Raw genomic sequence first — 22,379 nt, forward strand, 5'->3', positions numbered from 1 at the left:
TCCACAAAGCGTTGATGCATCCTAGTCGCGCAAAACGATGCATAAAACTACAATCAACGTCAGTAAAGTTTCGGATAAATGAAACAATGAAACCGCGCGCGCTGTTGAACAATCTGGCCGAAGCCGACCTGCGCTTGCTGCGGGTGTTTATTGCCATCGCCGAATCCGGGGGTTTGGCGGCGGCCGAGTTGCGACTCAACATCAGCCGGTCGGTGATCAGCCGTCATCTCAAGGCACTCGAGTCGCGGCTGGGTGTGCGCCTGTGTGAGCGCGGTCGGGCCGGCTTTGCGCTGACTGAGGAGGGCGCCACGGTGCTGGCGGCCGCGCGGCGTCTGCTGGCACAGATCGATGCCTTTCGTACCGAGATCGGTGAATTGAATGAGGGCTTGCGTGGTGAGCTGAACCTGGCGGTGTTCGACAAGTTTGTGACGAATCCCGGTTGCCGTCTGCCCCAGGCCATTGCGGCATTTGATGCGGTCGCGCCGTCGGTACGCATCAATCTGCATGTGGCGCACAGCGGCGAGATCGAGCCCGGTTTACTCGACGGGCGCTTTCAACTCGGCATCCAGCCGATGCACCGGGCGAGCGACAGCTTCGACGCCGTGTGGCTGTTTGGTGAGCCGATGCAGCTCTATTGCGCGGCCTCGCATCCGCTGGTGGCCGGGGGGCGTGCGCCGGATGATGCCGACATTCGGGCGGCCCGGCTGGTCGGGCTGGGGTATCACTCACCCAATATGGAAACCTTCTGGCGGCTCGGGCTCCAGCCGACGGCGCGCGCGTTTGACCAGGAGGCGACGGTGGCGCTGATATTGTCGGGCGGCTACGTCGGATTTTTACCTGCGCATTACGCGCAGCGTTTTGTGGCGGATGGCGCATTGTGTTGTATCGGTGCGTCGGTGTTTCATTACCACTGCGACTGGCATGCGTTCGTGCCGCGCAATCCGGCACCGTCGCGGCTCGCGCGCCGGTTTCTTGAGATCTTGTGCGCCTGTCATGACGCGGGAAATGTCAGCGACGGTTCGCCGCACTTCGTGAGGCCGCCTGAGGGGTCTTGATCGTCCCGAACATCGCGCGGGTGAGTGCGTGCTGCTCGAGCAGGTGCCGGAACCTGAGTCAGGTCGTCGTGTCCGGCGCGGTCTCCCACGCCGGTGCGATGCCGACCAAGCGGCGGATGGACTGACGGCCGTAGCGCGCGACTTCAATGCCTTCGTTGGAGCGGCCGAAACGTTGCTGCGCGACAAGCCTGCGCAGTCTCAGGGTCATTCCTTGAGCGGCTGTTCGCGCCCCGGCGGGCTTTTCAACGCGTGCCGGGCAGTGCATGCTGGCCCCTGAACGGGAACACCCGTGCGGGAGCGCCTGTGTCAGGGATCTTCATCAGCCACAGCAGTCGTGACAACACCGCGGCCGACGATCTGGCCACGCGGCTGCGTGCGCAAGGCTACCAGTCGCTATTCCTCGACTTCGACCCGGCTGACGGTATTCCCGTCGGTCGCCATTGGGAGCGCGAAATCTACGCGCAGTTGCGCGCTTGCAGCGGCGTGGTGGTGCTGTGCAGCGTGCACTCGATGGCTTCCGACTGGTGCTTTGCCGAAATCACTCATGCCCGCGCGCTCGGCAAACAACTTTTTCCGCTGATCATCGACGCATGCGAGTTGCGCTCCGTGCTGCTCGATACCCAGAGCACCGATCTGCGCCCCGACGCGGAGGCGGGCTACGCACGTCTGTGGCGCGGCATGCGCAGCGCCGGCCTGGACCCGACCGACAGCTTTGACTGGGATGTGCATCGTCCACCGTATCCTGGCCTGACGCCGTTTCAGATGGCCGATGCGGCGGTGTATTTCGGCCGCGATGACGACCAGCGGTGCTGTCTCGATACGTTGGCGCAGATGCGCCGGTATGGCGGCGACCGGCTGCTGGTGCTGGTCGGTACGTCGGGCAGCGGAAAATCCTCGCTGGTGCGCGCCGGGGTGATCCCGAAACTGTCGCGCATGCCCGACTGGCACGTGCTGGCGCCGATGCGACCGCGCCAGCAACCGGTCGACGAACTGGCGCGCGCCTTGCCCGAGGCCCCGCGGGTGCGGCTGATCGGAGACACCAGCGAACGGGCGCTCGCCGTTGCGGCGGCGGAGGTGGCGGCCGCATCGAATCCGGGCGCCGAGCGGCGCGCGGTGCTGCTCGTCATTGACCAACTGGAAGAGCTCGTCACCACTAGCGACGCCGCCGCGGCGGCGCGCTTTGTCGATCTGTTGCGTACCGCGCTGGTCGGCGAGGGAGGGGATCTGTATTGCCTGGCCACGCTGCGCGCGGATTATCTGTCCGCGCTGCAGTCGCACGCCGCCTGGGGGCAGATGCCGTTTCGCGAAATGTCACTCGGTCCGATGACACCACGCCATTTTGCCGAGATCATCAGCAAACCGGCGCAGGTTGCCGGCATCGAGCTCGAGCCCGGGTTGGTCGAAACCATGGTGCAGGATACCGGCACGGCCGACGCGCTGCCCTTGCTCGCGTTCACGCTCAACCGCCTGTGGCGCGACTTTGGCGCCGACGGCAAGATCACGCTCGACGAATACACCGAGCGCGTCGGCGGGCTCGAAGGCGCGATCCGGCAGGAGGCGGACGCCGTGCTCGCCGCGCTCAAACCCACGCGACCGCAGATTTCCGAGTTGCGCCGCGCCTTCCGCCACATGGTGCGGGTCGACCCGGAGGGGCAGTACACCCGGCGCTCGATGCGCTGGCAGGAGATTCCCGCCGAGATTCATCCGCTCATGGAAGCCTTCGTCAAGGCACGCCTGCTGGTGTCGGGGCAGGAGGATCCAGGCGCGGGCAGCGAGGGCGCGCGCACCCTGGAAGTTGCGCACGAGGCGCTGTTCCGCGCCTGGGATCGGCTCAAACGCTGGCTCGACGAAGACCGCGCGTTCCTGCTGTGGCGCCAGCATCTGCGTCCCGAGGCCGACGCCTGGCAGGCGGCGCCGAAGGATCAGGGGCTGCTCTTGCGTGGCGGTCCGCTGGCCGAAGCACACCGCTGGCTGAACGAGCGCGAGCGTGAAGTCGACGACACGCTGCGCGCCTTCATCGCCGCCAGCACCCAGGCGGCTCGTCGAGCGCGCCGACGCTGGCGCGCGCTCGAAGCCGGCATCGCGATCGGCTTTGTGGCGGTGAGCTGGCTGGGCGTCAAACTGTGGCAACAGCGCCTGGAGACCCACACTCAGTTGGTCAACAGCTACTGGAGCGGCGCCGTGTCGGCGCGTGACGCCACCGGCGACGCGCTCAAGGCCGCCCATTATTTCGCGCGCGTCGCGGATCTCACCCCGCTCACCCAGGCCCGCGAAAGTGCGCTCATTGGCGTGGGCGTGCTCAGCGGAGGGGTGGCGCTGAACCGTATGATCGCGCTTCCCGCCGCACCTGACGGTGTGGGCGTGCGCGCCGACGATGCGCTGCTGGTGTCGTGGTCCGCAGGAGACGCCACGCTGCATGATTTGCACAGCGGCGCCACGCTGGCGCAAGCCGCACACGCCACGCCCTTGCAGGAGGCGCTTATCGCAGCGCAACGCCATGTTGTCTCGCGTGACGCGGCGGGTGGCGTGTGGTTGTGGAGCCCCGGGCAAGCGGCGCGCGCGTTGGCATCGGACGCCATCGCCGGTATTGCGCTCGACGAGGATGGGCGGCGCCTGCTCGGCTGGCATGCGGGCGGTGTGCGGATATGGTCGCTGCCGGAAGGCGACGTGGTGCACCGCCTCACGCTCACGGCGTCGATTGCCGGCGCGCGTTTCCTTGGCGGTGAAGGCGTGCTGGCGTGGAGCAAGGACGGCCAGTTCTGGCAATGGCGCATTGGCGAGGCCGAGGCGTCATCGACCTGGCAAATGGCTTGCGCCGTGCGCGGCGTGGACATCGCTGTCGACGCGGGCAGTGTGCTGAGCTGGTGCGACGCCACATTGATGCGCCACGATTTCACGCCGGACGGGGCGCAAGTGCCGCCGTGGGCGTCGCCGGAAACGGTTGACGGTGCCCGTATCGTGCCGGGCGGTGACGTCATTGTTTCGTGGAACGCGGCGCGCGGGCGTTTGCGTCTATGGAACGCCGCGACCGGCCAGCCGCGTTTCGATCAGCCGCTCGCACGCGACAGCGACGACAGCATCTCGCACGTGCTGGTCGCGCCACAGGGGGCGCGCATCATCAGCAGCGGAGGCGGGGGCAACATCGACCTGTGGGATGTTGCCGAAGGCGCTGCCGCGGCGCGAGGCCGTCATGACAAGAACGAGGCGACGGTGTCGACCGCGATCGCCCCGGATGGCACACGCGTGCTCGCCTGGAGCGCCACGGCCGGCGCGCGCCTGTGGGACACCAACACGATGACGCCGCTCAGCCTTCCGCTGCGGCACCGCGAACGCATTACCGGCGCCGCGTTTTTCGACGACGGCGAGGGCATCGTGACCTGGTCCAACGACGCCGATCTGCGGGTGTGGCGGCGTCACCCGGGGGCCGAGCTGACCGCGCCGGTCGCAGCTTCGAGCAGCGCATCAAGCAAGGCCAGGGCGACAGTGCCGGACACCGCCCTCAAGGCGCGCCTCGACGCGCTTGGTCTGCATGGTTATGAATTGCTCGATCAACGCGATGACGCCACGCTGGTGGCAGCCGGACCGCTAGCGCGTCGCCTTGGCGCCGACGGCCTGCTCTCGCCACCGCTCACCCTCAACGAAGGTGTCAGCAGCGGCGCGCTGTTGGCCGACGGCCGTATCGTGCTGTGGGGCAATACCAGCGTACAACTCTGGGACGCCATCTCCGGCCAGCCGCTCAGCGCGCAACTGCGTTCCGACGTGCTCTATCCAGAATCCGCCCGCGTCGATGGCGGCTTGCTGACTTCCGACGGCAATCGCGCGCGCCAATGGCGCTGGCCCGTACCCGACACCGCAGGCGTGGCGGCGCAACAGTGGTTGGCCGTAACGAGTGCAACGCAGATGGACGCGCAGGGCGCAATGTCGGTGATGACGCGTGAGGCGTGGTGCGCACTGGCGGGGGCGGTGCCTGATCGTGCGGCTTGCGCGAAATAGCCGGTGCCGGAGTCGATGCGTTTTTCAGCCCGCGCGCTTATCGCACCTGAACCAGCGAATCAGACCACGCGCCGATCCAGTCTCCGCCGTCGTCCCAGACGCGCACCTGCAACTGGTGGCGGCCCCGTGAGACGCGGGCTTGTTCGTCCTGACCGTTCCAGCGTTGCGCCGGGGCGCTCTCCACACGACTGTTGCGCTGTACGCTGCCGATCCGCTGGCCATTGACATAGCGTTTGCGTGCGCCGTCCGGGCTTTGCGTGATGCGCATGTATTCGACTGCGGAGTTGTCAAAATCGGAGCGCGAGCGGAAGGCGAAGCTGGCGGTGTCGCCGTTTTGTACGCGCACTTCGCCGGGGTTGAATTCGAGCTGGTCGACGGCGATGGAGCCGACGGCGCGCGGGCCGCAGCCGATGCCGTACACGGTGAATCCGTCGATGGTTTCGGTGCCGGTTTGTGCATCGGCGGCGGTGACGGCGAACACGGCAGGTCTGACGCTATCGCCCAGAAAAGGGGGCAGATCGAAGCGCAGCAGATGACGCCCGAGGCCGAACTGGTCGAGCCGATAGGTGACGATTTCGGCACCGGGCACGCTGATGCGGAGCAGCACACGCCCCGGTTTATGCTGCGCATAATCGACCACGATCGGCCAGCCGCTGCGCACCAGCGCGCGGATGCCGAAGGCGCTGGTATTGAACTGGGTGGGGACTTGCGGTCCGGTCTGCAGCAGTTGCTGCATGCCTTTGTCGTCATTGCGTTGTTCGGTCGTCTCGGCCTTGAGGTGACGGTTAATGGCAAACAGCGCCACCGCGCCGACAATGAGCGCGGGGATGCCCCAGTTGCTGCCGCCGTCGCCGCCTTTGTCGCCGTTATCATAATTGCTCGGCGGGGTAGGGTAGGGTACGCGTGTCGGTGCTGAAGTGCCTGGAGGTGTATTGGGTGGCGGATATGGGTTCGGCGACTGCGCCCAAGCCGATGTCGGCGAGATCGCGCACAGCACGAAGCCAAGAAAGACGCAAAGGCCGCGCTGCCATTGTCGCCTCATCATGACGGGCCTCCTTATACCTGCTGACCGTCGACGGCGAGCGCATCGCTACCCGGCGACTTGCAGGCCACACCCTCCATCACCTCGCGTTTGCCGTCGACAAAAACGACCTGATCAAAACGCCGGCACTGCTGTTCGCCTTTGGCGTAGACGTCGGACGTTGGTGTGACCGCAAAGTCGCGATTGCTGTCATCGTTGTGCCAACGCACGGTTTGCCCGGTGGGCGCTTCGTTAATGGTCTCGGCGAAGCGTTTTTTGTCGGCCTCATCCATGTATTGACCGATCATGCGGCCGACTGCAGCGCCGACCAAGGCGCCGATGATCGTGCCGCCGGCGCCGCCGTCGTCGACTTGATTGCCGAGGATGCCGCCGAGAACACTGCCGATGATGGTGCCCGTATCACGCTTGTTGGTCGTTTCACAGCCTGTTGTGCTGACCAGGGTGAAGGCGACGGCGATGGACGACGCGATGGTTCGTGCTGAGACCAAATGACGCATCTTCTTTACCTCCGAAATGGCACGGGCCAAGCATGTGCAAGCGGCGCCGAGGCTGCGGTTGGCGCAGAATGGGTCGGCTGTTTATTGCAGTATAGGTAGGGATGTCGCCCATGTAATTGTGGGCCTTGGCGCTGATGCGCGCAGTGCGATGCGCCACCGGACCAGCGTGACGCAGTGCATGCTGGAGACAGCCCCTGACGACGCCGGTTTGTCTCGTGGTCGCGTGCCGGGTCTTCGTGGGAGACCAGCATTGGGTGCATTGCCCTTCGGCTATTGCACCCACACACCAGCATGCCTTCCATCTGCGGCGTCTGCCGCATGAATTCCAGATATTCCTCCGGCGTGCAAAAGCTCATCACGAACTCAACGCCGGCCCGGTTGTACCAGGAGCGATCGAAGAACACCATTTCGCCGGCGGTGGGCAGGCGTTCGATGTAGCGCGGGAAGTACCACGGGGGTGCTCGGTTTCGGTCGGCTTTTTCAGTGCCACAACGCGTGCGCCGCGCGGGTTCAGATGCTCCATGAGGCGCTTGATCGTGCCGCCCTTGCCGGTCGCGTCGTGGCCTTCAAACAACAGCGCGACTTTCTGCCCGCGCTTCTTGATCCAGTTCGGCACCTTGAGCAGTTCGATCGGCAACGCCTGTTTGGCCGCTTCGGATTCCTTGCGACCCATGCGCTGGGCGTAGGCTTAGTCGGCGGGCAGGGGGAGGCTTGCCGCGGTCTTCATGGGTGCCGTGCGATGCCTTGGCGACCTGCAGCGCGTTTGGGCCGTGACTGATTTCGAAGATTTCTTCGGCGGCATCGGCCTGTTGTTTTGCGGTGTGGTGCGACGCGTACACCACCAGTGTCTCGTCGTCCTGATCGGGTATGGCCGGCGGGGCGGATTTGTGTGGCGGCGGGTGTAGCTGTCGCGCAATGACTGCGGTCGGCGGATGGGTCGCCGTGTCCTATGCCGCAGCGGATCTCGGAAGCTGCGACAGATGGAATGCGACGGCGAGCATTGCGATCAAGAGCAGGCTCAGGCTGATGACGACGCCGATCCACAGGCCGGTGTCCCAGGCAAAACCCACCGCGGTGCCAAGCAGGCTGCTGCCGAGGTAGTAGCTGGAAAGATAGACCGCCGCGGCGAGTGCTCGGCTGGGCCCGGCGCGCCGGCTGACCCAGCCGCTGGTGGTGGTGTGCGCGCCAAAAAAACCGAAAGTGAAGATCGCGATGCCGATGATGACGGTGGCCAGGTTCACGGGCAGCGTGATGAGCACACCGAGCAGCATCAGCGCGGCCATCATCCACAACACCTGGCGGCGGCCGATGCGGTCCACCAGTTGCCCGACCCAGGCCGAACTCCAGGTGCCAACCAGGTACAACAAAAAGATGCCGCCAATGGCGGTCTGGCCCAGTTCGAAGGGCGGTGCGACGAGGCGGAAGGTGACGAAGTTGTAGAGCCCGACGAAGCAGCCCATCAACAAAAAGGCGCTCAGAAACAGCCAGGGCAGGCCGGCGTCGCGCATCAGGTTTTTGGCGTCTGCCAGGACTTTGGCCGGAGAGATGGAGCGGCGGCGGAAATGACGAGAGGCGGGCAGGCCAAACCAGAAGGCCAATGCGGCGATGGCGCCGAGCACGCCGAGCACCAGCAAGCCGGTCTGCCAATCGAAGTGGTCGGTGACCCAGGCCGTCAGGAAACGTCCGCTCATGCCACCAAACGCGTTGCCGGCGATGTAGAGCCCCATCGCGCGGCCTTGGGCGTTCGGCGCCACTTCTTCACCCAGGTAGGCCATGGCGGCGGCCGGCAGGCCGGCCAGCGCAACGCCGAGCAATGCACGCAGGACAAGCAGCTCATTGAAGGTGCTGACCCAGGGGCACAGCAGCGACAGCACCGCGGCAAGGACCAGCGAAAGCGTCATCATCGTGCCGCGGCCAAAGCGGTCGGAGAGGAGACTGGCCGGGATCAGCGCGAGGGCCAGCGCGCCGGTGCTGACCGACACCGACAGGCTGACCTCGGTGGCTGAGGTAGCGAAAACCTGTGACAGCAAGGGCAGCAGCGGCTGGGTGCCATAGAGCATCGCAAAACACGCAAACCCGCCCAGAAACATGGCTAGATTTGCCAGGCGATAGGGGCGGGTGCCGGCGTGAAGGAAACCGTCGGAGCTTGAAGTGTCGGCGTGATTGCTGGGGGGCATGAAGGTGCGATTGCTGGTGTATGGGCAGTGCTGGCATCCTAAGTCGGCAAAATATCGGCGTCCAATATATATTTACGGCTTAATTGATACGCTGGAGGTATGGATGGATTTGCGTCGCCTGCGCTACTTCGTGGCCGTGTCCGAAGAGCTGAACTTCACCCGTGCGGCAGCGCGCCTGCATATGGCACAGCCGCCGCTGTCGATGCAGATCCGCGCATTGGAAGATGAACTCGGTACGGCATTGTTCATCCGCAGCAAGCGCAAGGTCAGCCTGACGGATGCCGGCCAACGCCTGCTTGTGCGCGCACGGCGTCTGCTCGATGACGCCGACAGCGCGGTCGATGAAGTGCGCCGGGTCGCGCGCGGCGAGGCCGGCTGCCTCCGGGTTGGCTTTACCGCGTCGATGCCTTTCAGCGCGGTGCTGGGCGATGTGCTGCGCAGCTATCGCGCGCGCTTTCCGGCGGTGGATCTTCAATTGCGTGAGATGTTCACCCGCGAGCAATTCGTGGCGATCGGTCAGGGCGGGCTGGATGTGGGCTTTGTGCGCCACACGGCAAGCATGGCGAGTGATGGCGTGGTGTTGAGAGAGATCGGGCGTGACCCGCTGCGTCTGGTGATGCATGCCGGGCACCCGGCCGCGACGGGTGATGCGGTGAATATGGCCGATCTGCGCGACGAGGGCTTCATCGTTTTTCCGCCGGATGTCGGGACCGGCCTGCCGGGGGTGCTACAGCAGCTGTGTCGCAACGCAGGGTTTGCGCCGCGCATTGTCCAGACCGCGCGTGAGGCAACCACCCAGATCGGGCTGGCCGCGGCGGGGCTGGGCATCGCCTTGCTGCCGGCGCAGCTCGAATGTGTGCATATTCCGCGCGCCCGCTATGTGCCGATTCGCGATCCGGCGGCGGTGTTTTCGCTCTCAGTGGCGGTGGCGGAGGGGCCGGTCAGCCCCTTGCTGGCGGGTTTTCTGGAGGTGTTGGCGCAGGTCAGCGAAGGCGCGTGATCGGCTTGGCGGCCAATAAAAACGCCACCCGAAGGTGGCGTTTCGTGCGGCGATAGCAGCGAAAGATCAGCGACGCATGGCGTCGAAGAACTCACCGTTGCTCTTGGTCTGGCGCACCTTGTCGAGCAGGAATTCCATCGCGTCGATGTCGTCCATGCCGTAGAGCAGTTTGCGCAGCACCCAGATTTTTTGCAGCACGTCGGCTTTCATCAGCAACTCTTCGCGGCGGGTGCCGGAGCGGTTGACGTTGATGGCCGGATACACGCGCTTCTCGGCCATGCGGCGGTCGAGGTGCAGTTCCATGTTGCCGGTGCCTTTGAATTCTTCGTAGATCACGTCGTCCATGCGGCTGCCGGTGTCGATCAGGGCGGTGGCGATGATGGTCAGCGAGCCGCCTTCTTCGATGTTGCGCGCAGCGCCGAAGAAGCGCTTGGGCTTTTGCAGGGCGTTGGCATCCACACCACCGGTCAGCACCTTGCCCGAGGCCGGCACGACGGTGTTGTAGGCACGGGCCAGGCGGGTGAGGGAGTCGAGCAGGATGACTACATCCTTCTTGTGCTCGACCAGGCGCTTGGCCTTTTCGATGACCATCTCGGCCACTTGCACGTGACGCGAGGCGGGTTCGTCAAAGGTGGAGGCGACCACTTCGCCCTTCACCGAACGCTGCATCTCGGTCACTTCTTCGGGGCGCTCGTCGATGAGCAACACGATGACGACGACGTCAGGATGGTTGGCGGTGATGGCGTGGGCGATGTGCTGCAACATCACCGTTTTACCGGTTTTCGGCGGGGCGACCAGCAGGCCGCGCTGACCTTTGCCGATGGGCGCGATCATGTCGATGATGCGCGATGTGACGTTTTCGCCGCCCTTCATGTCGCGTTCGAGCTGCAGGCAGGCCGTCGGGTGCAGCGGCGTGAGGTTTTCGAACAGGATCTTGTGCTTGCATGCCTCGGGCAGCTCGCCGTTGATCTTGTCGACCTTCACCATCGCAAAGTAGCGCTCGCCATCCTTCGGGGTGCGAATCTCGCCTTCGATGGTATCGCCGGTGTGCAGATTGAAGCGGCGTACCTGCGAGGGCGACACGTAGATATCGTCCGTCCCGGCCAGGTAGGAGGCTTCCGGTGAGCGCAGGAAGCCGAAGCCGTCGGGCAGCACTTCGAGCACGCCATCACCGAAAATCGGCTCGCCTTTCTTGGCGCGGTTTTTCAGTAGCGCGAATACGAGTTCCTGCTTGCGCAGGCGATTGGCGCCGTCAATGCCATTCTCTTGAGCCATCTCAAGCAATTGGCTGACGTGGAGGTTCTTGAGCTCCGAAAGTTGCATGGTGATCTACTGGATGGGGAAGGAGAAAAACGACGGGCCGGAAGCCGTGATAACGGAGGACCGCAGAAGGGAATGTGCAACCGCGACGCCGGGGGAGGGGCTGGGCGCCCGAATTCAGGGCGTCGCGGGAAGTGACCGGAATCTAGCCCGATCAGAGGTTGCTGTCAATGAAGGCCGTCAATTGCGACTTGGACAGGGCGCCGACCTTGGTGGCTTCAACATTGCCGCCCTTGAACAGCATCAGCGTCGGGATGCCCCGGATGCCGAATTTGGCGGGGGTGTCCTGGTTTTCGTCGATGTTGAGTTTGGCGACTTTCAGTTTGCCTTCGTATTCCTTGGCCACCTCGTCAAGAATCGGCGCAATCATCTTGCAAGGGCCGCACCATTCGGCCCAGTAGTCCAGCAGGACGGGGGTCGCGGATTGCAGGACCTCGGCATCGAAAGTGCCGTCGGTGACGTAATGGATATGCTCGCTCATGGTTCCTCGCATCAGGGAGTGATGACTGGTTTGATCAGACAGGGCCATTCAGGCCGATTCAGACGAAACGACACGCGCGGATGGCGTATCGAGTGCGGTTGTGGGAGGAAAGTTATGCCAAGCCACGGCGAACGTCAAGCGAACCGCCCGCATTGTCCGTCGCGTTTCGTGACGCTGGGGGCATGTGCCGCGCTATAGTTCGCGTTGCGGGATAGCAGCCCCCGGCCGTTCGCTGTGGCGCAATTGCAACAATGGAGAGATTTGAATCATGACTTATGTAGTGACCGAAGCCTGTGTCAAATGCAAATACACCGACTGCGTGGACGTGTGCCCGGTCGATTGTTTTTGCGAAGGCCCCAACTTTCTGGTGATCGATCCGGACGAGTGCATTGACTGCACACTGTGTGTCGCCGAGTGCCCGGTCGAGGCCATTTACGCTGAAGATGATGTGCCGGACGATCAGCAGGAATTCATTGCCATCAACGCCGAGCTGGCGAAGCAGTGGAAGCCGATCATCGAGCGCAAGGACGCGTTGTCCGACGCCGAAGAATGGGCGAAGGTGAAGGAAAAGCGCCACCTGCTTGAGCGCTGAGTTCGCCTCATGATCGGGCCCGGGCTCACTCATCATCGTTTTGCGCCGGGGCTGGATTTCATCGACCGCTGTGCTGCGGCCCTGATCGATCGGGCGCCGGGGCCGGATCTGACCGGCTGGCGGGTGGTCGTGCCCAATCTGATGATGGCGCCCGCCTTCAAGCAGGCGCTGCGCCGGGCGGCGGGTCGCAGCCTGTTGCTGCCGCCGGTCGAAACTCTGCAAGTGCATCTGGCGCCGTGGGCGGCGACGTTTTCGCCGTTGTCGGACACCCGCCGGCAGTTCGCGCTGTATCAGCAGTTACGCGCGCGGGGCTGGTTTGAAAACGGCAACCTGTGGGCGCTGTGCGAAGAATTCATCGCGCTCTTTGATGAGCTGACGGAACAGGGCGCCGGCCTGGCCGCCAGTGAGGATGCGCTGGCGGCGCAGCTTGCCGCGGTGTATGGCGCCCGCAATACCGAGGCGCTGCGCTTTGAAGCGGCTGTGGTGCATCAGCTCTGGTATGCCGAAACCCAGGGCGCGCCATCGCGCCGAGCAGCGCGTTTTCTCGGCGCGGCACAATGGACGGCCACCTCACCCACGCCTTTGCTGGTGATCGCGGAGGGCGCCTTGTCTGCGCCCATTCAGGCCTGGCTTCAGCGCCATGCCGAGCGTATCGGCGTCGTGTTGTGTCAGGCCGATCGCAGCGTGGTGGCTGAGTCGCCGCTGTTGCGCATGCTCGACGCTGCCTGGCCATCGACCGGCGCCTCGGCGTTGCAGACACGGGTGGCTGCGGTCAGTGACGATGCTGCCTTGGACGCGCGGGTGCAGATCATCGGCGTCGACGCGCTGGAGCATGAAGCGCACACCGTTGCCCATCACGTGCGCCACGCACTGAGCGCCGGCGCCGAATCGATCGCGCTTGTTGCCGTCGACCGCATGGCGGCGCGACGTGCGCGTGCGCTGCTCGAACGCGACGGCATTCTGGTCGAAGATGAATCCGGCTGGAAGCTCTCCACCACGCGCGCCGCCGCGCTGGTCGACGTGGCCCTCGAAGTGCTGGCACGCTCGGCGTATTGGCGCGATGTGCTCGACCTGTGCAAATCGCCCTTTGTGTTCTCGGCCATGCCCGCCGAACAACGGCAGCGCGCCGTGCTGGCGATCGAACGGGTGATCATCGATGAACACGTCGTCACCGGCCTGGCGCCGATTGCCGCCAAGCTCAGTGAACAGCCTGACGCGCTCGCGCTGATCTCCACCTTGAGCGACGCCTGCCGCGGCTTTTCCATGCAACCGGCGGCGCCGCAAGTGTGGTTGAAGCGCTTGCGCGCCTTGCTGACGGCGCTCGACGCCACCGATGCTTTATTGGCGGATGCCGCCGGTCAGACCCTGCTGGAGAGTTTCGCCGACCATGTCGAGGCCTTGCACGACGAAGGCTGCGAGCTGAGCTTCGAGGAGTGGCGTGACTGGCTGGACGGCGAACTGGACGCGGCCTTGTTCCGCGATCGCAGCATCCGCAGCCCGGTGGTGATGACCCACTTGCCGGCCTGCCGGCTGCGGCATTTCGACGTGGCGATCGTGGTCGGCGCCGACGCTGTTCAACTGGCGGCAGAAGATCGCCGCGCCATTTTCGTGCACGACGGCGTGCGCCAGGAGCTCGGCCTGCCCGGCCGTGCCGACGGCCTGCAACGCTTGCGCGACGACCTGACGATGTTGATCGCCGGCTGTGGGCGGGTGGTGTTTACCTGGCAGCAGTTGCGCGATGGCGACCCGGGGCCGCTGGCCGCCGAGCTGGAGATTCTCGATCTGGCGCACGCGATGCGTTTTGGCCGGCCGCTGATTCAACCCGCGCCGCCCATGCCGCTGGTCCATGCGACACACCAGGGCCAGGTCGTGCCGGGGCCCGTCGTGCCGCGGGCGCAACGCCCGGCGTCGATTACCGCCTACGGTTATGCCTCGCTGGTGAGCTGCCCTTATCAGTATTTCGCGCGCAGCGTGCTTGGGCTCGACGAGGCGGGCGAAGTCAGCGAAGCCATGGAGAAGCGTGACTACGGGCAGTTTGTGCACGCGGTGCTCGAACGCTTTCACACGCGCTTTCCGGTGATTTCAGATGTTGATGACGATACTTTGCTCGCCGCGCTGGAGGCCGAGACCCAGGCCGTTTTCGGCGAGCGGGTGAAGGCCAACTTCCTCGAAACCGCCTGGCTGCTGCGCTGGCGAAAACGCATGGGCGACTACCTCGCCTGGCAGCGCACGCGCGAGCAGGCCGGCTGGCGCCATGCCGAATCCGAACGCAGTGTGCGCCGTGCGCTGACACTGGCCGATGGCGACATGGTGACGCTAAAAGGGCGGCTCGACCGGATCGACCGTGGCACCGACGGCGCGCTGGCCGTGCTCGACTACAAGGCCCGCGACACCGCCTCGCTGCGCCGGGCGGTGAAAGACCCGGAGGACGGGCAGCTGGCGATCTACGCCGCCTTGATGGACGACGCCGTCGCACAGGCCGGCTATGTGGCGCTCGACGGCGATCGTGTCGATACCTTTGCGCTCGACGACCCGGCCGCGGCCGCCGCAGCTCATGTGGCGCGGCTCACCGATCTGTTTGAACGCATGGGCGAGGGCGCGGCGATGATCGCCAACGGCGTCGGCAGTGCCTGCGACTACTGCTCCGTTCGTGGCCTGTGCCGCAAGGATTACCACGATGACTGATCTCTTCGTCCGTCAGGCGTTGGACCCGGCGCGTAGCGTGGTCGTCGAGGCCTGCGCCGGCAGCGGCAAGACCTGGCTGCTGGTGTCGCGCATCTTGCGCATTCTGCTTGCTGGCGCCCGCCCGGGCGACATTCTCGCCATCACATACACCCGCAAGGCCGCGCGCGAGATCGAGGCGCGGCTACGGCTGTGGTTGCGTGACTTGGCCCGGCTGGATGATACGGCGGCTTGCGCGTTTCTGGTTGAACGCGGGCTCGACGCCGCCGAGGCGCGCGCAGCCTTGCCCCGGGCACGTGGCTTGATCGAAACGGTCGAGCAGGCCAGCCCGGCGATCACCATCACCACTTTTCACGGCTGGTTCGGCCGTATCCTGTCAGGCGCCAGCCTCAACGCCGGTCTGGCCGGCTTTGCGCTCGCCGAGGCCGAAGGCCCGCTGATGGACGAAGCCTGGGCCTTGTTCGCGCGGCGCTGCGCCGAGGCGCCGGACGGCCCGGCGGCTACCGCGCTCGGGCAGCTCTACCTGCTGTTCGGTAACAACAATACCCGCAGCCTGCTCGACGCCTTTGTGTCGCGCCGAGGCGAGTGGCAGGTGTTCGCCAACGGCGCGCCACTCGAATCCGTGTTGGCCGAGATGCACGCGGCGGCGGACGTGTCGTCCGACGCCGAGGCGCTGGCGATGTTCTTTGCCGCGCCGGATCTCGTGCCGCGTTTGCAGCGCTACGCCGCCTATCTCGGCAAGAACACCGCCTCCGACCAGAAGTCGGCCAACGCGCTGATCGATGCGCTGACGATTGCCGACGACGCCGCGCGCTTCGAGGCGCTGATGCCGGTCTTCCTGACTGATAAAGGGACGGTGCGTGCCCGCAAGGCATCCAAGGCGCAGGCGGGGCGGTTGGGCGAGGCGGGCGAGGCCGACCTCTTGACGCTGCACGAATCGCTGGCCGCGGCCGTGCTCGATTGCGTCGCCGCGCGACTGGAACTGCGCGTGCTGGCATTCAATGTGGCGGCACTGACCGCCGGCACTGCGCTGCTGACCGAGTTTGAAGCCTTCAAGCGACAGCGGCGGGTGATGGATTACGCCGATCTGGAGATCGAGGTCGACCGCCTGCTCGATGACGTGGACCGCGCGCCCTATCTGCAAGCGCGACTCGACGCCCGCTACCGGCATCTGTTGCTCGATGAGTTTCAGGACACCAACCCGGTGCAGTGGCGCATTTTGCTGGCCTGGCTGGCAGCCTATGAGGTGGATGCGTATCGGCCGTCGATTTTTCTGGTGGGCGACCCGAAGCAGTCCATCTACCGCTTTCGCCGTGCCGATTACCGCATTTTCAATCACGCCGCGGCCTGGCTGGAAACCGACTTCGACGCGCTTCGTCTGCCCAACAACCACACCTGGCGAAACGCCCCGGCGGTGGTCGAGGTGGTCAATGCGCTGTTCGTCAAAGAGCCGGCGTTTGTCGGCTTTGCCGAACAGGCGGCGCGGCGCACCGGGCGCGAGGGCATGGTGTGTCTGCCCGCGCTGGTGAGCGCGCCCGAGGCGGCCGACGCGGTCGATGACGGCGCCCTGCGCGACCCGCTGAGCGTGGCCCGGCGCGTGCGCGAGAACCTTGCCCGTCGCCAGGAAGCGCAGGTGATGGTGTCGACCTTGTTCGACTGGGTGGGCGATCGCGCCATCGACGGCAACGCCGGCGCGCGCCCCATGCAGTGGGGCGATGTACTGATCCTGACCCGCACGCGTGGCATTCTGCCCGAGTACGAGCGGGCGCTACGCGAGTCGGGCGTGCCGTATCTGAGCGTCAGCCGCGGCCAGCTGCTGTCGACGCTCGAGGCCGCCGATCTGACCGCGCTGCTGCGTTTCCTGACCACGCCGTCCGATGACCTCGCGCTGGCGCATTGTCTGCGCGCGCCGTTTTTTGATCTGTCAGACGACACGCTGCTGGCCCTGGCGGCCGAGCCGGACGGCGACTGGTGGGCGCGGCTGCGCGCCGTGGCGGCCGGCGCGGGGCCGCACGCGGCCGTGCTGGCACCGGTGGTCGAGCTGCTGTCGGACTGGATGGCTTTGGCGGCGCACTTGCCGGTGCACGACCTGCTTGACCGGATCTACCATCAGGGCGAGGTGATGGCCGCCTATCGTCGCCGTGTGCCGCCGCCGATGTGGGCGGGCGTGGCCGCCAACCTCGAGGCCTTTCTGGCGCTCGCGCTGAGCGTGGATGGCGGGCGCTACCCGAGCCTGCCGCGCTTTGTCGATGAGCTCCAGCGACTCGGCCGCGCCGGCGACGACGAGGCGCCGGATGAGGGCGCGCTGATTGATGGCGCGTCGCAGGGGCGAGTACGCATCATGACCATCCACGGCGCCAAGGGGCTGGAAGCGCCGGTGGTGTGGCTGATCGATGCCAACAACACGCATGTGCGGCCGGACAGTTATCAACCGCTGATCGACTGGCCGGCCGGCGCGCCGCGGCCGACGCACTTCTCGTTGCACGCCACCACGGCGCTGGCCGGGCGGGCGAGGGCGGCGATCTTTGAATCCGAAGCGGCGGCCCGTGAGCGTGAGACCCTGAATCTGCTGTATGTCGCCATCACCCGCGCCGAGCAGATTTTTGTCGCCAGTGGCAGCGAAGCACGCGGCGACGCGTCGCAGACCTACTACGGGCGGCTGCGCCGGGCGCTCGACGATCTGGACGCCGGCGAGGCGTATGGCGACATCGCGCGCATTCGTGCGCCGATGGTGGAGACTTCGGTGGATGCCGTTGAGGCGCCGACCGAGCTGGCGGTGACGCCAGTGGGTGAGCGGGTTCTTGCGCCTGAGGCCAGTCAGGCGATGGATTTTGGCACCGCGATGCATGCGCTGATCGAGGCGGCCACCACGCCCGGCGCAAGCTTGCCGGAGTCCGTCGATGAGGCCGTGCGCAGCGCCGCCGAGGCGATTCTCAAGGCGCCGGATCTGCAGTGCTTTTTTGACCCCGCGCAGTTCGATCAGGCCTATACCGAAGTAGAGATCATCGACGACGCGGGGCGTCTCGGCCGGATCGACCGGCTGGTACTGCGCGGCGGTGACGCCTGGGTCATCGACTACAAGAGCGGGCATCCCGAGCCGCAGCTGATGGCGAAGTATCGACAGCAAATGCAGGACTACTGCCGTGCGGTGTCAGCCATGTTCCCGGCGCGCGAGGCGAGGGCGATGCTCGTGTTTTCCGACGGCAGTCGCGAGCGTGTTGAGCTGGCAACGTGATGGATAGGGGGTTTCCCGCTTCCCCCGTGCCACGCAATCGACTACCATCCGAGACAAACAAGCGCACCCAAAGAGTGCAATCCGTCAGGCAAGGGGTAAATCATGCAGGTGAGTGAAATCCTGGCGATCAAGGGCAAGGTGCTCTACACGATCGCTCCGAACCGTAGTCTTTCCGAAGCCGTTGCCATCATGACCGAGCAGGACGTCGGCTCGCTGGTGGTGTTCGATCACGGCAAGATGGCCGGTATGCTCACTTTCCGTGAAGTGCTCAAGCATGTGCATGGCGCGGGCGGCAGCTGGCAGGATCTGTCGATTGCCGACGTCATGGTCCGCGATCCGCTGACCGCCGGTGCCAACATGGAAATGGATGAGTTGCGCCGCCACATGGTTGACCATCATCAGCGCTATCTGCCGGTCATGGACGATGACACCCTGTTGGGCGTGATCTCTTTCCACGACGTGGCCAAGGCCGTGCTGGAAGAACAGAGTTTCGAGAATCGCATGCTGAAAAATTACATTCGCAACTGGCCCGAAGAATCCAACGAGGCCTGAGTCGAGTGTGACCGGCTCGACGCCTCAGGGGGGGCGGCGAGCCGGTAAAGAGTCGTTGGAAATGCGCGTCGTCGATTGACGGCGCACTTGCCTTGGGAGGGCGGGGTCCGGCTATGGCCGGATCAAATTCCGACGCAAAACAAGGAGACACCATGGACAAAATCTGGCTCAAAAGCTACCCCCCTGGCATTCCCGCTGAAATCGATCTGTCCGAGTTCGATTCGATCGGTGACATGTTTCTTCAAAGCTGCCGGCAGTTCGGCGAGCGCACGGCCTATGTCAACATGGGCAAATCGATGCGCTTCGATGAACTGGAGCAGCTCAGCGAGCAGTTCGCTGCCTATCTTCAGGGCGAGTTAAAGCTGCCCAAGGGCGCACGCGTCGCCCTGATGATGCCCAACGTCATGCAGTACCCGATCGCCATGTACGGCGCCTTGCGCGCCGGCTATACGGTGGTCAACTGCAATCCGTTGTACACAGCGCGTGAGCTTGAGCATCAGCTCAAGGATTCCGGCGCGGTGGCGATCGTCATTCTCGACAACTTTGCCCATACGCTTCAGGACGTGCTTGCGCACACCGGGATCAAGCACGTGGTGGTGACCCGACTGGGTGACCGGCTCGGCGGCCTCAAGGGCGGCATTGTCAATTTCGTGGTCAAGTACATCAAGAAGATGGTGCCGGCCTGGGATCTGCCCGGGCACAAACGCTTCAACGACATCCTTGCCGTCGGTGCGCGGCACACGCTCAAGCCCGTTCAGGTCGGCCATGACGACATCGCCTACCTGCAATACACCGGCGGCACAACCGGCGTGGCCAAGGGCGCGATGCTGACCCACCGCAACATCATCGGCAACCTGCAGCAGGCACACGCATGGATCAAGCCCTTCCTGGGCGACAAGCCCGAGGTGATCATCACCGCGTTGCCGCTCTATCACATCTTCTCGCTCACCGCGAACTGCCTGACCTTTTTCAAGCTGGGCGCCACCAACGTCCTGATCACCAACCCGCGCGATATTCCCGGCTTCATCAAGGAGTTGGGCTCGGTACGTTTTTCTGCCATTACGGGTGTGAACACCTTGTTCAATGCGCTGCTGAACAACCCTGAGTTTGAAAAAATCGATTTTTCGTCCCTGCGCATCACGCTCGGTGGCGGCATGGCGGTGCAGCAGGCGGTGGCTGAGCGCTGGAAGAAAGTCACCGGACGCCCGCTGATCGAGGCTTATGGTCTGACCGAAACCTCGCCGGCGGTGTGTATCAACCCGCTGGACCTGGTTGAGTTCAACCACGCGATTGGTTTGCCGGTCAGTTCCACCGAGGTCAGCATTCGCGACGACGACGGCGTCGAACTGGCGGTGGGCCAGCCCGGCGAGCTGTGCGTGAAGGGGCCGCAGGTCATGGCGGGCTACTGGAAGCGACCGGACGAAACCGCCAAGGTCATGACTGCCGACGGCTTTCTGCGCACGGGCGATGTGGCAACCATCGACCCCGATGGCTTCGTGCGCATCGTCGATCGCAAGAAAGACATGATTCTGGTGTCGGGCTTCAATGTGTATCCGAACGAAGTCGAAGACATCGTGGCCAGTCATCCGGGCGTCATCGAAGTGGCGGCGGTTGGTGTGCCCGACGAGCGTTCGGGCGAGGCCGTGAAGGTGTTTGTGGTGCGCAAGGACCCGAATCTCACCAAGGAGGCCTTGGTCGCTTATTGCCGTGAAAACCTGACCGGTTACAAGGTGCCGCATCTGGTCGAATTCCGCGAGGAATTGCCCAAGACCAACGTCGGCAAGATCCTCCGTCGGGCCTTGCGCGATGAGGATGGAAAGGCCTCATGACAAAACAGGGCTTGCCTTTTTATTTCGATCGTGGTTTTATCGCCTCGTTGCTTGAAACCAAGATCTGTTGACCCGATGAACCGTTTCGCCCTAGCCCTCGACGTAGTTGTCGTAGTACGCGTAGTCAGCGTAGGCAAGGTCGCGTCGTAACGGGTCACCCAGAAAAATAGATTCTGAAACCCCCGCCGGCGCGAAGCTGGCGGGGGTTTTTGTTTTTCTCCCGCCGGTTTTTACCCGGACTGAAACCTGGAGAAAAACATGATGCAGATGACTGGCGCCGAATTGATCTTGCGCCTCCTTGAGCGACAAGGCATTGAGACCGTGTGCGGCATCCCCGGCGGCGCGATCCTGCCGTTTTACGATGCCCTTGGTCAGTGCGACACCATCCACCATGTGCTGGCGCGCCATGAGCAGGGCGGCGGCTTCATGGCGCAGGGCATGGCCCGCGTGTCGGGCAAGCCTGAAGTGTGTCTCGCCTCGTCAGGCCCGGGCGCAACCAATCTGGTGACGGCCATCGCCGATGCCAAGCTCGATTCGATCCCGATGGTCGCCATCACCGGTCAGGTGCCGCTGGGCATGATCGGCACCGACGCCTTCCAGGAAGTGGATACCTACGGGATGACCATCCCGCTGACCAAGCACAACTTTCTGGTGCGTGATGCCAATGATCTGCTTGAAGTCATCCCCGAAGCCTTCCGTATCGCCATGTCGGGCCGTCCCGGTCCGGTGCTGATCGACGTGCCCAAGGACGTGCAGTGCCAGATGGTGAGCTTCGAAGACTACCCGCCGGTGGCCGTGCCGAATGCGCTGCCCGAGGTGGATCTGGTGGCCATCGAAAAGGCCGCCGAAATGATCAACGCGTCGGAGCGTCCTGTGCTTTACCTCGGCGGCGGCGTGATTCATTCCGGCGCTTCGCACCTCGCGGTCACGCTGGCCGAGCAGGGCGGCTTGCCGACCACCATGACGTTGATGGCGCTCGGCACCATGCCGATCGACCACCCGCTGTCGATCGGCATGCTCGGCATGCATGGCGCGCGCTACACCAACTACGTGCTCGAAGAAGCGGATCTGCTGATCTGCGTCGGTGCGCGTTTCGATGACCGTGCCATCGGCAAGGCGGCCGAGTTCTGCCCCCGCGCGAAGATCATCCATGTGGATATCGATCCGGCCGAGCTGCACAAGATCAAGACCGCCCATATCGGCATTACTGGCGATGTCACGCAAGTGGTCGAAGCGCTGCTGCCGCTGGTGCAGGTCAAGCTGCGCGAGCCGTGGCTGGCGCAAGTGGCCGATCTGAAGCAACGTTTTCCGCTCGCAAAGCCCGACCTCGACAACCCGCGCTCGCACTACGGACTGGTGCAGGCCGTGGCCGACGCGCTCGATGACGAGGCGGTCATCGCCACCGACGTGGGCCAGCACCAGATGTGGGTGGCGCAGGCTTACCCTTTCCGACGGCCGCGACAGTGGCTCACTTCGGGCGGCCTGGGCACCATGGGCTTCGGCCTGCCGACCGCGATCGGTGCTGCGCTGGCCGCGCCTGAGCGCACGGTGGTGTGCTTTACCGGTGACGGCAGCCTGAAGATGAACATTCAGGAAATGGCGACGCTCGCCGAGGAAGATCTCAACGTCAAGATCGTGTTGATGAACAACAACTCGCTCGGGCTGGTGTATCAGCAGCAGAGCATGTTCTACGGCAAGCGACCGGTGGCGTCGAAGTACAAGCGCGCGGTGAATTTCCTGAAGATCGCCGAGGGCTTCGGTCTCGATGCGGTGGATCTGGATACCGCCGAGAATCCCGCGGCCACGCTGGCCGAGGCGCTGCAGCGTCCGGGCCCGTGCCTGATCCACTGTTCGATCGACCGGGAAGAGTTTGTCTATCCGATGGTGCCGCCGGGTGCCGCCAACACTGAAATGATCGGCTAAG

The 22,379-nt window shown here is 64.6% G+C and carries 15 protein-coding genes and 1 pseudogene; 9 read left to right on the forward strand and 7 right to left on the reverse strand.

Annotation, left to right across the window (positions count from 1 at the left end):
- Positions 1 to 86 precede the first annotated feature (86 nt).
- On the forward strand, positions 87 to 1,055 hold the full coding sequence (locus FHP89_RS07965) for a LysR family transcriptional regulator (protein WP_144172868.1): 969 nt from the start codon (positions 87 to 89) through the stop codon (positions 1,053 to 1,055).
- A 58-nt stretch (positions 1,056 to 1,113) separates the two neighbouring features.
- Here the strand turns inward: FHP89_RS07965 and FHP89_RS20920 are convergent, their stop codons facing one another.
- Positions 1,114 to 1,263 (reverse strand): hypothetical protein, encoded by a 150-nt coding sequence (locus tag FHP89_RS20920; RefSeq protein WP_186300174.1) that lies wholly within the window; start codon positions 1,261 to 1,263, stop codon positions 1,114 to 1,116.
- 95 nt (positions 1,264 to 1,358) lie between these two features.
- Here FHP89_RS20920 and FHP89_RS07970 point away from each other — a divergent pair, with 95 nt between their 5' ends.
- Positions 1,359 to 5,048 (forward strand): nSTAND1 domain-containing NTPase, encoded by a 3,690-nt coding sequence (locus FHP89_RS07970; RefSeq protein WP_186300175.1) that lies wholly within the window; start codon positions 1,359 to 1,361, stop codon positions 5,046 to 5,048.
- 37 nt (positions 5,049 to 5,085) lie between these two features.
- On the opposite strand, the gene FHP89_RS07975 is transcribed toward FHP89_RS07970, so the two are convergent.
- From FHP89_RS07975 to FHP89_RS07990, 4 genes and pseudogenes are all read right to left on the reverse strand, one after another.
- Entirely contained in the window at positions 5,086 to 6,093 is a 1,008-nt protein-coding gene (locus tag FHP89_RS07975; protein WP_144172872.1) for a hypothetical protein, read from the reverse strand.
- An 11-nt stretch (positions 6,094 to 6,104) separates the two neighbouring features.
- Positions 6,105 to 6,587, reverse strand: a complete 483-nt coding sequence (locus FHP89_RS07980; RefSeq protein ID WP_144172874.1) for a glycine zipper domain-containing protein — start codon at positions 6,585 to 6,587, stop codon at positions 6,105 to 6,107.
- Positions 6,588 to 6,592: 5 nt separating this feature from the next.
- A pseudogene (locus tag FHP89_RS21340) lies at positions 6,593 to 7,260 on the reverse strand (hypothetical protein).
- 274 nt (positions 7,261 to 7,534) lie between these two features.
- A complete protein-coding gene (locus FHP89_RS07990; protein WP_260851518.1) occupies positions 7,535 to 8,764 on the reverse strand; it encodes an MFS transporter in 1,230 nt (409 codons plus the stop codon).
- Between the two features lie 103 nt (positions 8,765 to 8,867).
- Between FHP89_RS07990 and FHP89_RS07995 the strand changes: the two genes are divergently transcribed.
- A complete protein-coding gene (locus FHP89_RS07995) occupies positions 8,868 to 9,764 on the forward strand; it encodes a LysR substrate-binding domain-containing protein (RefSeq protein ID WP_144172876.1) in 897 nt (298 codons plus the stop codon).
- A gap of 66 nt (positions 9,765 to 9,830) precedes the next feature.
- Here the strand turns inward: FHP89_RS07995 and rho are convergent, their stop codons facing one another.
- Entirely contained in the window at positions 9,831 to 11,087 is a 1,257-nt protein-coding gene (gene rho, locus FHP89_RS08000) for a transcription termination factor Rho (protein WP_144172878.1), read from the reverse strand.
- A gap of 151 nt (positions 11,088 to 11,238) precedes the next feature.
- Positions 11,239 to 11,565, reverse strand: coding sequence for a thioredoxin TrxA (trxA, locus tag FHP89_RS08005; protein WP_144172880.1), 327 nt, complete (start codon positions 11,563 to 11,565; stop codon positions 11,239 to 11,241).
- A gap of 268 nt (positions 11,566 to 11,833) precedes the next feature.
- Between trxA and fdxA the strand changes: the two genes are divergently transcribed.
- The 6 genes from fdxA to ilvB all read left to right on the forward strand — a co-directional run bounded on the left by fdxA (position 11,834) and on the right by ilvB (position 22,378).
- On the forward strand, positions 11,834 to 12,157 hold the full coding sequence (fdxA, locus tag FHP89_RS08010; RefSeq protein WP_144172882.1) for a ferredoxin FdxA: 324 nt from the start codon (positions 11,834 to 11,836) through the stop codon (positions 12,155 to 12,157).
- A gap of 9 nt (positions 12,158 to 12,166) precedes the next feature.
- On the forward strand, positions 12,167 to 14,842 hold the full coding sequence (locus FHP89_RS08015; RefSeq protein ID WP_144172884.1) for a PD-(D/E)XK nuclease family protein: 2,676 nt from the start codon (positions 12,167 to 12,169) through the stop codon (positions 14,840 to 14,842).
- Positions 14,835 to 18,074, forward strand: a complete 3,240-nt coding sequence (locus tag FHP89_RS08020; protein ID WP_144172886.1) for a UvrD-helicase domain-containing protein — start codon at positions 14,835 to 14,837, stop codon at positions 18,072 to 18,074. Before FHP89_RS08015 ends, FHP89_RS08020 begins: the two co-directional genes overlap by 8 nt.
- A 102-nt stretch (positions 18,075 to 18,176) precedes the next feature.
- Complete coding sequence (locus tag FHP89_RS08025) at positions 18,177 to 18,626, forward strand: CBS domain-containing protein (RefSeq protein ID WP_144172888.1); 450 nt, start codon at positions 18,177 to 18,179, stop codon at positions 18,624 to 18,626.
- A gap of 152 nt (positions 18,627 to 18,778) precedes the next feature.
- Complete coding sequence (locus tag FHP89_RS08030; protein ID WP_144172890.1) at positions 18,779 to 20,455, forward strand: long-chain-fatty-acid--CoA ligase; 1,677 nt, start codon at positions 18,779 to 18,781, stop codon at positions 20,453 to 20,455.
- Between the two features lie 258 nt (positions 20,456 to 20,713).
- Complete coding sequence (ilvB, locus tag FHP89_RS08035; RefSeq protein ID WP_144172892.1) at positions 20,714 to 22,378, forward strand: acetolactate synthase large subunit; 1,665 nt, start codon at positions 20,714 to 20,716, stop codon at positions 22,376 to 22,378.
- Position 22,379 lies beyond the last annotated feature (1 nt).

It is taken from the genome of Denitromonas ohlonensis (assembly GCF_007625205.1).
Taxonomy (GTDB): Bacteria; Pseudomonadota; Gammaproteobacteria; order Burkholderiales; family Rhodocyclaceae; genus Nitrogeniibacter; species Nitrogeniibacter ohlonensis.

Coding starts and splice junctions, on each gene's coding strand:
- trxA (WP_144172880.1), bottom strand. CDS start 11,565: ATGAGCGAGCATATCCATTACGTCACCGACGGCACTTTCGATGCCGAG.
- FHP89_RS08015 (WP_144172884.1), top strand. CDS start 12,167: ATGATCGGGCCCGGGCTCACTCATCATCGTTTTGCGCCGGGGCTGGAT.
- FHP89_RS07980 (WP_144172874.1), bottom strand. CDS start 6,587: ATGCGTCATTTGGTCTCAGCACGAACCATCGCGTCGTCCATCGCCGTC.
- rho (WP_144172878.1), bottom strand. CDS start 11,087: ATGCAACTTTCGGAGCTCAAGAACCTCCACGTCAGCCAATTGCTTGAG.
- FHP89_RS20920 (WP_186300174.1), bottom strand. CDS start 1,263: ATGACCCTGAGACTGCGCAGGCTTGTCGCGCAGCAACGTTTCGGCCGC.
- FHP89_RS07975 (WP_144172872.1), bottom strand. CDS start 6,093: ATGATGAGGCGACAATGGCAGCGCGGCCTTTGCGTCTTTCTTGGCTTC.
- fdxA (WP_144172882.1), top strand. CDS start 11,834: ATGACTTATGTAGTGACCGAAGCCTGTGTCAAATGCAAATACACCGAC.
- FHP89_RS08020 (WP_144172886.1), top strand. CDS start 14,835: ATGACTGATCTCTTCGTCCGTCAGGCGTTGGACCCGGCGCGTAGCGTG.
- ilvB (WP_144172892.1), top strand. CDS start 20,714: ATGATGCAGATGACTGGCGCCGAATTGATCTTGCGCCTCCTTGAGCGA.
- FHP89_RS07995 (WP_144172876.1), top strand. CDS start 8,868: ATGGATTTGCGTCGCCTGCGCTACTTCGTGGCCGTGTCCGAAGAGCTG.
- FHP89_RS08025 (WP_144172888.1), top strand. CDS start 18,177: ATGCAGGTGAGTGAAATCCTGGCGATCAAGGGCAAGGTGCTCTACACG.
- FHP89_RS07990 (WP_260851518.1), bottom strand. CDS start 8,764: ATGCCCCCCAGCAATCACGCCGACACTTCAAGCTCCGACGGTTTCCTT.
- FHP89_RS07965 (WP_144172868.1), top strand. CDS start 87: ATGAAACCGCGCGCGCTGTTGAACAATCTGGCCGAAGCCGACCTGCGC.
- FHP89_RS08030 (WP_144172890.1), top strand. CDS start 18,779: ATGGACAAAATCTGGCTCAAAAGCTACCCCCCTGGCATTCCCGCTGAA.